The sequence below is a fragment of the Aquidulcibacter sp. genome (assembly GCF_044346625.1).
In the GTDB taxonomy this organism is placed as follows: domain Bacteria; phylum Pseudomonadota; class Alphaproteobacteria; order Caulobacterales; family Aquidulcibacteraceae; genus Aquidulcibacter.
On sequence record NZ_JBIIYV010000010.1, the window covers coordinates 1 to 15474 of the forward strand.

The 15474-nt window shown below is 56.0% G+C and carries 14 protein-coding genes; 5 read left to right on the forward strand and 9 right to left on the reverse strand.

What is annotated here, in order from left to right; translation table 11 throughout:
- Positions 1-130: 130 nt before the first annotated feature.
- Complete coding sequence (gene aspS, locus ACIQ20_RS04515) at positions 131-1930, reverse strand: aspartate--tRNA ligase (protein ID WP_395777783.1); 1800 nt, start codon at positions 1928-1930, stop codon at positions 131-133.
- A gap of 226 nt (positions 1931-2156) precedes the next feature.
- On the opposite strand from aspS, the gene rnd reads away from it, so the two are divergent.
- Positions 2157-3362: a ribonuclease D gene (gene rnd, locus ACIQ20_RS04520; RefSeq protein WP_395777785.1), complete on the forward strand. Its 1206-nt coding sequence runs from the start codon at positions 2157-2159 to the stop codon at positions 3360-3362.
- 11 nt (positions 3363-3373) lie between these two features.
- Here the strand turns inward: rnd and ACIQ20_RS04525 are convergent, their stop codons facing one another.
- Genes ACIQ20_RS04525 through ACIQ20_RS04540 form a run of 4 tightly spaced genes read right to left on the reverse strand, consistent with a single transcriptional unit; the run spans position 3374 to position 8297 of the window.
- Positions 3374-4879, reverse strand: a complete 1506-nt coding sequence (locus ACIQ20_RS04525) for a Ppx/GppA family phosphatase (protein ID WP_395777787.1) — start codon at positions 4877-4879, stop codon at positions 3374-3376.
- A 1-nt stretch (position 4880) separates the two neighbouring features.
- Complete coding sequence (locus tag ACIQ20_RS04530; RefSeq protein WP_395777789.1) at positions 4881-7160, reverse strand: RNA degradosome polyphosphate kinase; 2280 nt, start codon at positions 7158-7160, stop codon at positions 4881-4883.
- A gap of 12 nt (positions 7161-7172) precedes the next feature.
- Positions 7173-7880: a hypothetical protein gene (locus tag ACIQ20_RS04535; RefSeq protein WP_395777791.1), complete on the reverse strand. Its 708-nt coding sequence runs from the start codon at positions 7878-7880 to the stop codon at positions 7173-7175.
- A gap of 42 nt (positions 7881-7922) precedes the next feature.
- Positions 7923-8297: a hypothetical protein gene (locus ACIQ20_RS04540; protein ID WP_395777793.1), complete on the reverse strand. Its 375-nt coding sequence runs from the start codon at positions 8295-8297 to the stop codon at positions 7923-7925.
- Positions 8298-8375: 78 nt separating this feature from the next.
- On the opposite strand from ACIQ20_RS04540, the gene purM reads away from it, so the two are divergent.
- Positions 8376-9446, forward strand: coding sequence for a phosphoribosylformylglycinamidine cyclo-ligase (gene purM / locus ACIQ20_RS04545; RefSeq protein ID WP_395777797.1), 1071 nt, complete (start codon positions 8376-8378; stop codon positions 9444-9446).
- Positions 9443-10081: a phosphoribosylglycinamide formyltransferase gene (purN, locus tag ACIQ20_RS04550; RefSeq protein WP_395777800.1), complete on the forward strand. Its 639-nt coding sequence runs from the start codon at positions 9443-9445 to the stop codon at positions 10079-10081. Before purM ends, purN begins: the two co-directional genes overlap by 4 nt.
- A 73-nt stretch (positions 10082-10154) precedes the next feature.
- On the opposite strand, the gene ndk is transcribed toward purN, so the two are convergent.
- The 4 genes from ndk to ACIQ20_RS04570 all read right to left on the reverse strand — a co-directional run bounded on the left by ndk (position 10155) and on the right by ACIQ20_RS04570 (position 12989).
- Positions 10155-10577 (reverse strand): nucleoside-diphosphate kinase, encoded by a 423-nt coding sequence (gene ndk, locus ACIQ20_RS04555; protein WP_313586489.1) that lies wholly within the window; start codon positions 10575-10577, stop codon positions 10155-10157.
- A gap of 101 nt (positions 10578-10678) precedes the next feature.
- The gene (locus ACIQ20_RS04560) at positions 10679-11020 is read right to left on the reverse strand and encodes a hypothetical protein (protein WP_395777802.1); all 342 of its coding nucleotides are present in this window, start codon (positions 11018-11020) and stop codon (positions 10679-10681) included.
- A complete protein-coding gene (locus ACIQ20_RS04565) occupies positions 11020-11493 on the reverse strand; it encodes a DNA polymerase III subunit chi (protein WP_395777804.1) in 474 nt (157 codons plus the stop codon). The genes ACIQ20_RS04560 and ACIQ20_RS04565 overlap by 1 nt, the downstream gene beginning before the upstream one ends.
- A gap of 5 nt (positions 11494-11498) precedes the next feature.
- On the reverse strand, positions 11499-12989 hold the full coding sequence (locus tag ACIQ20_RS04570) for a leucyl aminopeptidase (RefSeq protein WP_395777806.1): 1491 nt from the start codon (positions 12987-12989) through the stop codon (positions 11499-11501).
- A 166-nt stretch (positions 12990-13155) separates the two neighbouring features.
- On the opposite strand from ACIQ20_RS04570, the gene ACIQ20_RS04575 reads away from it, so the two are divergent.
- Together ACIQ20_RS04575 and ACIQ20_RS04580 are read left to right on the forward strand one after the other, a co-directional pair.
- The gene (locus ACIQ20_RS04575) at positions 13156-14307 is read left to right on the forward strand and encodes an LptF/LptG family permease (protein WP_395777808.1); all 1152 of its coding nucleotides are present in this window, start codon (positions 13156-13158) and stop codon (positions 14305-14307) included.
- Entirely contained in the window at positions 14297-15394 is a 1098-nt protein-coding gene (locus tag ACIQ20_RS04580; RefSeq protein WP_395777810.1) for an LptF/LptG family permease, read from the forward strand. Before ACIQ20_RS04575 ends, ACIQ20_RS04580 begins: the two co-directional genes overlap by 11 nt.
- Positions 15395-15474 lie beyond the last annotated feature (80 nt).

Consider the following 15474-nt stretch of genomic DNA (forward strand, 5'->3'; position numbering starts at 1 on the left):
GCAACAAAAAACCAAAAAAACTCGCTCTCGCCGCCGTAGCCCGAAAACTCGTAACCATCGCAAATGCTGTCCTCAAACCAGTCCACATCTCACATGCTGAACTGACTTGATGACATTGAACAGGAAAGTCCTAGCTATTGGCTTTCTTATCATCCGCCACGACCCGCAGGCCCAAATCGCGCAATTGTTGCGGGGTTGGTAGGGTTGGGGCGCCCATCATCAAGTCTTGGGCGTTTTGGTTCATGGGGAACATGATGACGTCGCGGATGTTGGCGGTGCCAGCCAGCAGCATCACCATCCGCTCAATCCCGGCCGCACAGCCGCCGTGTGGGGGCGCGCCATAGCGGAAGGCATTCACCATGCCGCCAAAGCGGGCTTCAACTTCTGAAGCTGGGTAGCCAGCCAATTCAAAGGCCTTGAACATGATTTCTGGCTTATGGTTGCGAATACCACCCGAGACCAATTCATAGCCATTGCAGGCCAGATCATATTGATAGGCATAGACGCTCAATGGATCGCCTTGCAGGGCTTCTAGACCGCCTTGCGGCATAGAGAACGGATTGTGCGAGAAGTCGATCTTGCCGGTGACTTCATCGGCTTCATACATCGGGAAGTCGACGATCCACGCAAAGGCAAAGCGGTCGGTCTCGGTCAAGCCGAGTTCATCGCCAATCACCATGCGGGCTTTGCCCGCAATGCGCTCAAACGCCTGTGGCTTACCACCCAAGAAAAAGGCCGCATCGCCCGACTCAAGACCCAATTGCTGGCGGATGGCCTCAGTACGCTCTGGTCCAATATTCTTCGCCAAGGGGCCTGCGGCCTCTAGGCCAGAGCCGTCTTCGGCCTGACGCCAGAAGATATAGCCCATGCCGGGCAGTCCTTCTTTCTGTGCGAAGGCATTCATGCGGTCACAGAATTTGCGGCTGCCGCCACCTGGTGCTGGGATGGCGCGGATTTGCGTGCCGGATTGTTCCAAGAGATTTGCAAAAATGGCAAAGCCCGAGCCTTTGAAATGCTCGCTCACCACTTGCATCTTGATCGGGTTACGCAAATCTGGCTTGTCGGTGCCATACCACAGCGCGGAATCCTTGTAGGAAATCTGCACCCAATCGCGGTCGACCTTCTTGCCTTGACCAAATTCTTCAAACACGCCCGCGATCACCGGCTCCATGGTCGCAAACACATCGTCTTGTGTCACAAAACTCATTTCCACGTCCAGCTGATAGAAGTCCGTTGGCGAACGGTCTGCACGGGGGTCTTCATCCCGGAAGCAGGGGGCGATCTGGAAATATTTATCGAAGCCCGCAACCATGATCAGCTGTTTGAACTGCTGGGGCGCTTGGGGCAGCGCATAGAATTTGCCGGGGTTGAGACGGCTTGGCACCAAGAAGTCGCGCGCGCCTTCAGGGCTGGAAGCCGTCAGGATGGGTGTGGTAAACTCGGTAAAGCCTTGGTCCATCATGCGCTTACGGAAGCTATTGACCATTTTTGAGCGCAACATGATGGTGTTGTGCAAGGTCTCGCGCCGCAGATCGATGAAGCGATAACGCATGCGGATGTCTTCAGGATAATCGGGCTCACCAAAGACAGGCACCGGCAATTCGTTGGTGACTTCAGAGTGCACTTCGACGCTGATGACGCGCAATTCTATCCCACCCGTTGCAAGATCGGGGTTAATAGTAGAAGGGTCGCGGGCAATCACTTCGCCTTCCACACCGATGACGCTTTCTGCCCGCAAGCGGGTTAGCTTATCAAAGCTTGGATTGGTTGGCCCGCACACAATCTGGGTGATGCCGTAATGGTCGCGCAGATCGATAAAGGCTACGCCCCCATGATCGCGACGGCGATGAATCCAGCCGGCGATCTTGACGGTTTGGCCAACATGATCGGCGCGAAGCGCGCCGCAAGTGTGTGTACGAAAGGCTGACATGGGTGAGTGCCGATTCAATGAGTTTGTTTGAGTGCGCGATAGACCGCGTGACGACCAAAAGGTCAAGAAAGGAGGGCATATAGCGCGGCCATAAGGTTAGGTCTCGCGCCTTTTGGCACCAGACGTGTTGCACCAAAGTGCCAATCTGGCCTGTTCTGCATTATTTTAGCCGCGAGACCGGCTCTGGCTCTCGCACTTTATGTCAATCCACTCCATACGAGATCGCATGAAAGTGATCCAAACGACCCAAGAGCTGGCCGAAGCCTGCGCCGCCATTGCCCAACATGAGTTTGTCGCGGTCGATACGGAGTTTCTGCGCGAAACCACCTACTGGCCGATGCTCTGCTTGATTCAAGCAGCAGCCGGCGAAGTTGAGATTTTGATCGACCCGCTGATCGAAGGGCTCTCGCTTGATCCGTTCTTGGAACTTCTGGCCAACGATCAGGTGTTAAAGGTCTTCCATGCGCCGCGTCAGGACTTGGAAATCTTCTATCGCTTGATGGCGGGCAAACTGCCCGCGCCCGTCTTTGATACCCAGACAGCGGCTATGGCTTTGGGTCTGGGTGAGCAGATTGCCTATGATGGCCTTGTGATGGCTTTGTTGAAGCGGCCGGTTGATAAGTCGCACCGCTTTACCGATTGGAGCCGCAGGCCCTTGTCGGAAAACCAATTGGCTTATGCTTTGGCCGACGTCACCCATTTGCGCGACCTGTATCCGAAGATGGCGGCTCAGCTGGAGCGCAAAGGGCGGGCTGATTGGGTCGGGGAAGAGATGAAGGCCTTTGTCGATCCTGCTGCTTATGACACTACGCCAGCTAATGCGTGGAAACGCCTGAAGCCGAAGCGTTTTGCGCAAGATTATCTAGCTGCCTTCTTCACCGCTGCGACCTGGCGGGAATGGTTTGCGCAAGAGCGCGACGTGCCGCGTGGCCGTATCTTGAAGGACGATGCCATCTTTGAAATCGCAGAACAACGCCCACGCGATGCGGATGCCATGGACCGCATGCGTGCTCTGCCAAAAGGCTTTGGTCGGTCAAAAGGGGGCGTGCAATTGCTGGAAGCTCTAAACGAGGCTTTGGAAAATCCAGCCGAATTTGCGCCTAAAACAGAACGCCCACCCTCCTCTCCCCCTGGCCTTGGCCCTGTGGTAGAATTGTTGAAAGTGCTGCTGCGCTGTGAGGCGGAGCGTTTGGGCGTGGCGTCTAAGCTTCTCGCAACCGTCTCAGACCTTGAAGAGATAGCGGCGAGCGACGCTGCTGATGTGGCGGCCATGAAGGGTTGGCGGCGCGAAGCTTTTGGCGAAAAGGCGCTGCGTCTTAAGCGCGGGGAAATTGGCCTTGTCATGAAGGGCAAGCGCGTGCGCGTATTTGATGTGGCGGCGGATGCGATCGTCGAAGATGAACCTGAGACGGATGGCGATGAAGCGGCTTGAAGCTTCTTTCGCTACTCCACCAAAGTCGCCACAGGCGTCTTGAGAATTTGGCCGAGTTGATCGAGGCGCTTAAGTGCTTGCTCTGCAAAGAGCCCCTTAAACTCTGGGTTTGTTGACAGGGTCAATTTCCCATCGCGATGGCTCAACTTGGTTTGGGTCAGAAGTTGCGCTGACCTTCCAGACAATTCCGCGCCCAAGCGGATGGCAGCACCTAAAGCATCCGCACGCACCAGACGTTCTTCATCCAACAAGCGCTTGACCAGATTGGGCTCAATCTCATCGAGCTTGGCACCATAACGGCGGGCGGAGACGCGGGCCAGAAAGACACGCTCAATATGGGAGGCAGCAGGATAAGGAGCACGCAGGACGATTTCAAAGGCAATCCGGGCGCGGTCATCGGGGTGCAAGGTGGCACCAACATCAGCCAGCATGCAGGCTGCTGCGCGCAAAATTTCACCACGACGGTCTGGGAACAGCCGCGGCAAATCCTCGAACACGGGCATCACCCACCAGAACAAGGCTTCGCCAAATTCGCGCATGCGGGGGTCCGAGCCGACCATGGCAATAGCTCCGGCCACCAACGGGTCCTGTGCGCGCTCTTGCGGGCTCAATTCTTCCATCAAGATGCCTTCACGAAGACCGTGAGAGGAGATGATGACGCTGTCAAACGCACCAAAGTCGAGCAGAGCCCGCAGCAAAGTTGCAGCATAAGGCAAGGTTTCTGCCCGCTTCCCGGTTGAGCCATCAATGCGTTCCAGAGAGCGCTTGCTTTGACCCGACACAAAGTCGCAAATGGTGATCGCTTCGGCCCGCGTCATGGCATAATTGTGCAGAACTTGCAGAGGATAATTGCGGGTGATCATGTCGATCTTGGCAATGGCCCGCCAAGCGCCACCAACCGCGTGCAATTCCGTTCCGCGCCCAAGTGGCAGGACATCGGATTTGGTCAGCACGTTGTCGATGCGTTGTCGCATGTCCGCCACGTCGAAATTGTCCGTAACGCCCATGGCTAAAGGGCCCAAAGGCCAGCTTTCAGCTTTGCCAGGTCCTTCCGGACTTAAGGCAACCAACTCAAGGCTAGAGCCTCCCAAGTCGCCAGCAATGCCCCCTGCCCCAGGTGCCCCGGCCAAAACGCCCAAGGCAGACAGACGGCCTTCTTCAGGTCCGGAAATAACGCGAACATCAAAGCCCGTTTCGCTACGGATTTGGTTCACGAAATCCGCACCATCGACAGCGTCGCGCACGGCAGCGGTCGCAACCGCATGAATGGTTGTAATCCCAATCGCGTCAATTAGTAGCCGGAACCGCCGCAAGGCTTCTAGCGCTCTGCGCACACCGGTAGGGTTCAGCATACCCGTTTCAGGCACCCCACGCCCAAGACCCGCCAGCACTTTCTCGTTCAAAATCGGTGCATTGGCACGGCCTTCCACCCGGTAAATCACCAGACGGACAGAGTTTGAGCCAATATCGATCACCGCTTGGTCGCGCAGCGGGTTCAAAACAAATCGATTCGGCATATCAGGCCTTGGTGCTGCTGCGCGTCGACTTACGGCGGGCTTTGGCGCGCGGTGCATTTGGACGTGTTAGGCTGGCGGCGCGGCCACGCCCGGAGAGGCTGGGGTTCTCCATAAACCACGTATGCACATTGAAAGGCTCTGCCTGATTGACGGGTACAACCCGTTGATAGGTGCCGTCTGGCTGCATCGACCAGCTTTGCGCCTCGTCCGCCAAATTGGCGACCATGATCTGATCAAGGATTTGCTGGTGCACAGTCGGGTTCTCAATCGGCACCAATGTCTCTACACGACGATCAAGATTGCGCGGCATCCAGTCAGCGGACGAGAAATAGACCCGTGCCGATGGGCTGGGCAGCGTCGCGCCATTGGCAAAACAAACGATGCGTGAATGCTCTAAGAAACGGCCGACAATTGACTTCACGCGAATGTTCTCCGACAAGCCGGGGAAGCTTGGTCGTAAGCAACAGATGCCACGGATGATTAGGTCGATTGGTACACCAGCTTGGCTGGCTTCATACAGCTTCTCGATCACGACAGGGTCTACGAGCGAATTCATCTTCGCCCAAACTCCGCATGGCTTACCTGCTTTGGCAGCCGCGATCTCTTTATCTATCAGACCTAAGAGAACAGTCTTCATATTAACGGGCGAAACCGACAGCTTTTCCATCTGGGCAGGGGTGGCATAGCCGGTGACGAAATTGAACAAACGCCCCGCGTCGCGGCCAAAGGCGGGGTCTGCGGTGAAGAGAGATAGGTCGGTATAAACACGCGCGGTGACGGGATGATAATTGCCAGTGCCAAAGTGCGCATAGGTGCGCAATGCCGTTCCCTCACGGCGCACAACGAGACTGACTTTGGCGTGGGTCTTTAAATGCACAAAGCCATAAACGACGTGGACGCCCGCTCGTTCCAAGTCGCGCGCCCATTTCAGATTGGCTTCTTCATCAAAGCGGGCCTTGATCTCTACCAAGGCCGTGACGGACTTGCCCTGTTCAGCCGCGGCAATCAGGGCCGCGACGATGGGGGAATCGGTAGAGGTGCGATACAACGTTTGTTTGATCGCCAGAACATTGGGGTCGCTCGCCGCTTGCCGCAAGAACTGAACGACAACGTCAAAGCTCTCAAACGGATGGTGGACGAGAATATCTTTTGCCCGAATGGCAGCAAAACAATCGCCGCCAAAGTCTCGGATTCGTTCGGGGAAACGCGCCACATAGGGTTTGAACTTCAGCTCTGCCCGGTCATCTGGAATGATCTGGCTAAGCTGCGCGATACCCAAAATGCCGTTGACGCGCACCACTTCATTCGGTGCGGCGCGCAATTGCTCGATAATGAAAGCTTGCAGGTCCACAGGCATGCCAGCTTCAATTTTCAGGCGCACCACATCGCCTTTGCGCCGTTCGCGCAGGGCTGCCTCTGCTTGGCGCACAAGGTCTTCAGCTTCTTCTTGAAGTTCAACGTCGCTATCGCGGATGACGCGGAACGCACCCGAACCAATAACGTCATAGCCCGGAAACAAAGTGTCTGCGAACAGCCGGATGGCGGTTTCCACCGCCACAAACCGGCGCACACCGTCCAAAATGGGCAGCGGCATAAAGCGGGCTGCTTGCATAGGCACCGGCACCAGCGCCGTCATCAGGCGGCCATCATGCTCTCGCCGCAAGCGGAATGCGACGGTAAAACCAAGATTAGGGATAAACGGGAATGGGTGAGCCGGATCAATCGCTAACGGCGTCAAGACCGGGAATAATTGCGTCAAGAAATCATCACGCAATGTTTCGCGGTCAATTTCGCCGGCCTCTTCAACCGAGACGACGGCAAAGCCGACTTCACGCAATTCGGCATGGATGGCGCGCCAACAGGCCTGCTGACGATCCATCAAGGCGCTGGCGACCTTATCAATGCGCGCCAATTGCTGGATCGGGGTCAGACCATCTTGACTAGGCGTCTTGATGCCATCGCGCACCTGCTCTCGCAGACCCGACACGCGCACCATATAGAATTCATCCAAATTGCTGCCGCAGATCGACAAAAACCGCAGCCGCTCCATGATGGGATGGGCATGATTTTCAGATTCATCCAGCACGCGCGCATTAAACGCCAGCCACGACAACTCGCGGTTGAGATAGCGCTGTGGATCGGGACCGCGCACGATTGGGGACTTTGGCTTGGTCTGACGCACCGGCGCTTTGCGGGTCACCAATTGATCTGGCGTTATGGCCAAACCTTGAACCGAGGGTTCAACACCCAGTGCCGGATCGGAATCTGTGGGTTGGGTCATAGAAGTCCTCAGCTAAGCCTCAAATAAGTCACTGCTTTGCGCGTGCTCATCGGTCCAATCGTTAGGATAGAGCGCGCGCAGCGCACGTTGTGCTAACGCCATAGGCGTTTTTAGTGAAGGAGTCGCGACTGTTTCGAGACAGGCAGTCACAGCTTTTGCAGCTTCAAAGGTCCGTGGGATCCGCGCTGCGAGATAGGTGGCTGAAGGCTCATCCAGTTTAAAGCCCTTTGCAGCGCCATATCGGACGATGAGTTGCGCCAATAATTTCTGCTCTGGTGCCTTCAAAGATTCCGTGGCTATGGCTTTCAATCGGGATTGTAAGTCAGCCAAACGATAAGGCCATTGCGATGGCGGTTGTCTGGATAACACTAAAACTGCCCCACCTTCCCGTTCAAGGCGCGATAATAGCGCAAACAAAGCAGTCTCGTCGGCTTGATCGGCCTCGTCGATCAACGCAACCAACTTCCCTGGTACGGCGGGTGCTTCGGCAAATTGGAGGGTCAGATCGGCACCCTTGAGCACAGGAGCGGAGGCCATTTCAGCCCAGATAGCACCCAAATGAGATTTACCCGAACCCGCCTCGCCAAAAAGACAAAATACGCCACCGGGCCACGTGCGCCACTGGTCCAAAGCCGCCCGCGCAGAGGCGGTTTCCTCTGAAACGACAAACGCCTCAGTAGCATAGTTTGGCGTTCCAAAATCCAGATGCGCTTGGCTCATGGTGTCGGGTATCTTTCCAGAAGCAGATCGCATTGCCTAAACTTAAGAAGCCGCGACTTTCACCACTGCACCGGCACCATCGAGTTTCAACTCTAAGCCCGCACGCGCCAAAATGGCCTGCAAGTCAGCTGGGGTGCCGTCATAGCGAAACAAGATCAGGGCACCATCAATGGAGATCGCGCTGATAGAAACTGAAACACCCTGCAGCCTACTTAGGGCCCCGCGCAATTTGCCCCACTCCTCTATGTCTGAATAGATGGCTGAGGCACTTAGGCTGGATTGGGCTGTTTGCGTCACCGGTGCGGTGGGGCTGGTCGCCGATTGGGCAAATGCGGACGGGGTGAGAAGGATCAGGCCCAATCCAAGACAGGGACCAATCCATCGGGGCATAAAGCCATGAAAACGCGTGTGGGTCATGATCTGTCTATAGCGCGAATGCAGGCCAACGTGAAACACACTCTTGCGGTCAGAGCTGTTGCCGATCATAGGGCTTGCATGACTTCTGACTCACACATGCCGCCCCGTCCTGATGCCGCTCCCGGCACGCTGCCAACCAATGGCCTGACCTATAAGGATGCGGGCGTTGATATTGATGCGGGCGATGCGCTGGTGAAACGGATCGCGCCATTGGCAAAGGCGACTGCGCGTCGTGGTGCTGATGCGGCGCTCGGCGGCTTTGGTGGCCTGTTCGACCTAAAAGCGCTTGGCATGACTGATCCCATTTTGGTCTCAGGTACCGATGGCGTTGGGACTAAGCTTGAGATCGCTCTGGCTGCAGGCATTCATGACGGCATCGGCCAAGACTTGGTCGCCATGTGCGTGAATGACGTTTTGGCACAAGGTGCCGAGCCGCTATTCTTCTTGGATTATTTTGCTTGCGGGAAGCTAGATCTCGAAGTGGCGACAGCGGTCATCAGTGGCATTGCGCGCGCGTGCAAAGAAGCGGGCTGTGCGCTGATTGGCGGAGAGACCGCCGAAATGCCTGGCATGTATAGCGAGGGCAAATACGACCTCGCCGGCTTTACCGTGGGCGCTGTAGAGCGTGACAAAGTCTTGCCAAAACTCGACAGCATGCGGCCCGGCGACGTGCTCGTGGCTTTGCCGTCCTCTGGGCCTCATTCCAACGGCTATTCCTTGATCCGCAAAGTCGTTGCGGTCAGTGGCCTATCTTGGGAAGCCGCAAGCCCATTTAGCGAAGGGCAAACTTTGGGTCAGGCGCTGTTGACCCCGACGACCCTCTATCCAGCCGCTGCGCTGCCGGCGATCCGGGCCGATCTGGTCAAGGGCTTGGCCCACATTACGGGCGGCGGCTTGACCGACAATATTCCACGTATGTTGCCCAAGCATCTGGTTCCCGCCTTGGATGAACAAGCTTGGACTTTGCCGCCGGTCTTCCAATGGCTGCAGGAAACAGGGGGGATCGCCGCCAGTGAAATGGCACGCACCTTCAATTGCGGTATTGGCTTGGTTGCGAGCGTTGCGCCAGAAAACGTGCCTGCCCTGCTCGACCTTTGGCTTGAGCTTGGCCAAGACCCTATCGTGTTAGGCGAAGTTCGCGCCGCATGACCAAAGCGCGTGTCTTGGTACTAATCTCGGGCGGGGGCAGTAATCTGCAGACCCTGATCGATGCCAGCCGTGCCGCTGAGTCTGCCTATGACATCGTCCACGTGATTTCGAACCGCCCTGACGCTTACGGCCTCCAGCGTGCTGAACAAGCAGGCATCACGGCCCGCTGCCTAGACCACAAGGCCTTTAAAGAGCGTAGCCTCTTTGATGCCGCTTTGGCTCAGATGATTGATGAAGTCTGCCCGGATTTGATCGTCTATGCAGGCTTTATGCGCATCATGGGTGCAGACTTTGTCTCGCGTTATGAAGGGCGGATGATCAATATACATCCATCCCTTTTGCCAAACTTTCCGGGGCTTCATACCCATACCCGAGCCCTGGAAGCCGGTGTTACCATCCATGGCTGTACCGTCCATTGGGTGACAGCAGGCGTGGATGAAGGGGCAATCATTGGCCAAGCAGGAGTGCTGATAAAGCCCGGTGACACACCCGATGATTTGGCCGCACGTGTTCTGGTGCAAGAACACCGCCTCTATCCCGTCTGCGTGCAGGCAGTCGCGTCAGGCTCAGCTAAACTTGTCGACGGGCGCACGATGCTGGACGGCAAGCCAGGTGGCATTGCGCTGTTAGGCTAGGCCCTACAAACAAAAATGGCGGCCACTTATGCGACCGCCACTTTCCTGCTTTATTATCGCTTAAACCGGAGGCTTAGCCGACGATTTCGTTGCCGGCGAAGAATTGTGCAATTTCTTGAGCGGCTGTTTCAGCAGCGTCCGAACCATGGACCGTGTTTTCACCAACCGAAACCGCGTGTGCTTTGCGGATGGTGCCTTCAGCGGCGTTGGCTGGGTTGGTTGCACCCATCACATCGCGGTAAGCGGCAATGGCATTTTCGCCTTCAAGAACTTGGACGACAACTGGAGCAGACGTCATGAAGTCAACCAGTTCGCCGAAGAACGGACGTTCGCTATGGACGGCGTAGAAGGTCTCAGCTTGCGCGCGGGTCATGTGGATGCGCTTTTGTGCAACGATGCGCAGGCCAACAGCCTCAATCATCGCATTGACGGCACCGGTCAGGTTCCGGCGGGTCGCATCTGGTTTCAAAATCGAGAAGGTACGTTCGAGTGCCACAGTGGCCTCCTTAAGAAGTTAGCAAGCGCGCCCTCGGTTGAGCGCGCAATCTTGGATTTGGATGGCGCGCCTCTAGCAGTCCCGGCGGCGAGTTGAAAGCCTTATGAGCAATATATCCTGCCAACTCTTGTTCCCCGGTTGATTTCGATATTCAACCGACCCGGCGCTACCGGCTGGGTAACGGGGTCACCCAAACGGTAAATTCGGGTGCCCGGTGGCAGTTTAAGCGTCAGCACATCGCCGATGGTGCGGCCAACTAGCGACTTATAGGGGCCAACATCGCACTTGGGCTGAACTTGGGGGGAAGATTTTTGAGCGGCAGAAGTCGCTACAGTTGGAGCTTTTGGTGCGACCGAAGCTGCAGGTGTGGCTGCCTGGGGTGTGGTCGGGGCTGGTTCAGTCTTTGCAATTTGATCGCTGGCAAAGGCCAACGTGAGGATCATTAGCCATTCTTTGCCCATCGTCCATCCTCTCCTTGGCTCCAATAGGTCGGCAAAAGGCCAGCCTCTTTGGCCACCCGCCATTGCTGGCGCGCATGAGTGACATTGTCGGCGTCACGGCCATCAAACAATACAAATATCCGGGCAACACCCTCTGTCGCGGTCCAACTGGCTCCATCAAGCAAAAACACAGCCTCGGCACGGGCAGAAGGTTCAGATTGGCCAACAGGGCTGGCCCCCAGCTCTATCGGCGATAGGTGACTGTCTTCAGCCTCCGGGGGTTGATGAGGCAGCCAAGAGTTAGGCTTCCAAGTCCATAAGTGGCTATCGAGCGCCTGCAAGCGCTCAGACGAGGGTGACAGCACCTGCGCGCGCCACCCTCGATCTAGGCATTTCTCAATAAGCGGCGGCAAAGTCTCTTCGACGCTGGCCGATTCCAGATGGTAGAACCAGATTTCGGCCGCCGTTTCGATCATGAACTTTAGCCTTCAAAGGAGTCCGCAACCAAGCGATTCAAGAGACGCACGCCATAACCCGTGCCCCAAGAAGGTTCACGCGGATCATCATTGCCGGGCTTCCAAGCTGTGCCCGCGATATCGATGTGGGCCCAGTCCACGCCTTCTTTCACAAAGCGCTGCAGGAATTGCGCCGCGGTGATTGAGCCCGCACCTGCCCCGCCGCCAGAACGCTGCACGTTCTTCATATCGGCAATCGGGCTATCCATCAGCTTGTTATAGGCTGGGGTCAGCGGGAAGCGCCACACAGGCTCTTCGGCCACAGTCCCGGCCTTGGTGATCTTAGCTGACAAATCGTCCGAGTTTGAGAATAGCCCTGCAAACTCATGGCCGAGCGAGATGATGATCGCCCCGGTGAGGGTCGCGAGGTCGATCATGGCTTTCGGGGCGTGCTTTTCTTGTGCATAAGTCATGACGTCACAGAGAACCAAGCGGCCCTCCGCGTCGGTGTTCAGGACCTCAATCGTTTGACCACTCATAGAAGTGACAATATCCCCTGGGCGCTGGGCAAGGCCGTCTGGCATGTTTTCAACAAGGCCAACGAGGCCGACGACATTGGCTTTGGCTTTGCGACCAGCAAGGGCGCGCATGGCCCCAGCGACCGCGGCAGCACCACCCATATCGCCTTTCATATCCTCCATGCCGCCAGAAGGCTTTATCGAGATACCACCTGTATCAAAACACACACCCTTACCGACCAAAGCCAGTGGGGCTTCATCGCCACCACCTTGCCACTTCATCACCACCAACTGGCTCTCGCGTGCTGAGCCCAGACCGACGCCCAGAAGCGAATGCATGCCCAAAGCAGCCATTTGCGCTTCACCTAAAACTTCGACTTCTACGCCAAGCGACTTCAGCTCCTTCAAGCGCTTGGCGAATTCTTCAGGGTGGAGCACATTGGCAGGCTCGTTAACGAGGTCACGGGCGAAGCTGACGCCATCGACCACGGCTTGGTGCGCTGCCCAATCATCGCCGCCTTCGGGGACATCAATGCTGAGTGTCTTCAAGCTGGGCTTCTGTTCTGCCTTGAGCTGGGTGCGATAGGTGTCGAACCGATAGGCGGCCAAGGCAGCCCCAAAACCGATTCGCGCTGCATGGGCAGCATTGGCAACCTTTTTCCAGCCAGCCAGAGCCACGCTGGCAACTTCAATGCCAGAGGTCAAAAGCGCCTTTGCACCAGAGGCAGCCGCACGTTCCAGCACCGCACCATCAACTTTTGCAAGGTCACCAACGCCAACCAACACCACCACATCGAGCGTGTCGCTAGGCGCGTGAACCGTCAAAACTTTACCAGCGCCACCATTGAACTTAGCGGCGGCAACAGCCTTCGAAAGCCGGGATTTGCACGCGCGATCAAGCTTTTGCGCCGGAGGCGACATCGCCGCCTGACCGTCGGCTTGGCCCACAAACGCAATGACTGCCTTCGCCTCTGTTCCGGAAGTAAATTCGATTTTCATAGCTTTAACGCTCCCAAATCCTGCACCGGCTTGCCCTAGCAAGCGGTCAACAAACAGACCCAGCCAAGCTGGATGTAAAGATGATGGCTTCTAAATTGCGCGGCACGGTGTTAGGTGCAACTGGCAAGCTGTCAATCGTTGCCTCCCCAGCACAGCTAACGGAACCATGAACAAGCTCCAACGCTATTATTTTGGCCAATTGGTCCCAGTGTTTCTCCTGATTATGGTCGGGTTGACGCTGATTGCTTTATTGACTCAGAGCCTCTCGCAGCTCGATTTGCTCTTTGAGCGTGGCCAAAGTGCGGCAACCTTCTTGGGTATCTCTCTGCTTGCGACACCCCAGATTATGGCGATTGTTATGCCGGTCGGCCTATTCGCGGCAGTGAGCTGGACCTATAGCCGACTACACCAAGATAATGAGATCATTGTTGCCTATGGCGCTGGGTGGACTTTATGGCGGGTAGCGGAACCTGCCTTTCGATTAGCAGCCTTAGGCGCTGTGGCGGCGCTAGCTGTCAATTTGTTTGTCCAGCCCCTGGCACTGCGGGAAATGCGCGAGCGTTTGTTTGAGATACGCGCAGATTTTGCGAGTTCAATGGTCCGCGAAGGAGAATTTCGTTCGACGGTCGATGGCCTGATGATTTTTGCGCGCCGTATCGACCGCGACGGAACGTTGAATGGCCTTATTATTTCTGACACCAAGTCTGCTTCAAACCCGGTGATCTATGCGGCGCAACGCGGCACAATTGCCAAGCTTGAAACTGGGCCCGTAATCGTGCTGCAGGATGGGTCAGTCCAGCGTAAACTGGACAACGGTCAGATCGATTTGATTGGCTTTTCCAATTATGTCGTTGAGTTACGCGGTTTTGCAGACAAAAATCTTGAGCTCTTCTACAAACCCTCAGATCGTTTCTTGCCTCAATTGTTAAAGCCAGACCTTACCGATTATTGGGACCGCGACCATGTGGGTGATTTATTGGCCGAAGCCCATCGACGGTTGGCCGCCCCAATCATTTGCTTGTCTTCTGTCGCATTAGCGATGCTGGCGGTTTTGGGAGGCTCCTTCTCCCGCCAAGGCTATGCTGCCCGGATTGGGTGGGCCTTTGGTGGACTGATCTTTATGCTCTTAAGCTTTACAGGCTTAATTCCAACGGTTGCTGACACTCCGGGCCTCGGCCTCGTGCTTTATCTAATCCCCTTAGCTGTGCTTTTCTTTTCAACGCGTTCAATGCGGACGCGCTTACCCATTTTTGTAAGTTTATCAGACAGTTTTGAGCCCGGTTTAAAGCCTAAAGAGCGGGGCGATTATGCACATTAGTCGGCTAGATATCTACATCTTCAAACTCACGCTCTCAGGTGTGTTGGTAGCGGCAGGCGGGGTGTGCCTCTCGATCATTTTGGTCGATATCATTGAACAATTGCGCAACGTCTCTGGGGTGGCGAATGCTAACACGTTCACCGCTTTGCGCTTTACGCTGATGCGCACACCAGGAATTCTGGAACTGGCCTTGCCGTTTGCCGTTCTTGTGGGCTCGATTGTCACCTTCATGCGGTTGGCACGGAGTTCTGAGATTGTTGCGATGCGGGCCTCTGGGGTGTCGACCTGGCGGTTTCTAAGTCCAGTTGCTGTCTTGGCTGCTTTAGTCGGACTATTTGCAATCTTCATCCTAGGCCCATCAGCGGCCCGCCTTAACCTCGCCTATGAAACCCAATTACAGGCCCTCAGTGCAGTAGCGACCACCAAAACCGGCGAAGGTGGCCGCACGATGATGTGGATCAAGGATCGCGGGCCAGACCTCCAGCTAACAATATCAGCGGAGGCAGGATCGGCAGGACAGTATAGTAAAGTCACTCTTCTGGCGTTTAGTAAGACGGATTCACGTTTCATCGCACGTTATGATGCACAGACCGCGACACGATCTGAAAAGTCGTGGACCCTATTCAATGGCACAAAATCGTCAGTTGGTGCCCAAGCAACGCTCTTTGCGACCCTTACATTTCCTATTCTCAAAGATCGTTTGGACGACAGCCAGAAGAATAAAGATGCAACGGCGCGGGCGATGTCGATCTGGGATCTCCCACGCGCTGCTCGCGATGCCGAAGCAGCTGGTGGCTCTCCCCAGCGTTATTGGTTGCAATTCCATCGGAAATTGGCGCTCCCAATCGCGCTTTTGTCGATGGCCATGATCGCAGCTGTTTTGTCGTTGAGCAGCGATCGTTTTGGGCATAGAGCCATCATGGCAGCTGCAGCAATTACAGCCGGGCTCCTCGTCTATTTTGTAAATGACATATCCGGCGCTTTAGCCACAGCAGGCTATGCGCCGAGTTGGATTGCAGCTTGGTGTCCGCCCCTTGCAGCTTTATTTATTGCCCTTGCAACGGTCTCCTATCGCGAAGATGGGTGAGCTTAGCCGCTAGACGCGGGGTGAGTCGCTCTTTACACCCAAACCATGTTTTCCGCTGTGGCGACTCATCGAGGATCGCT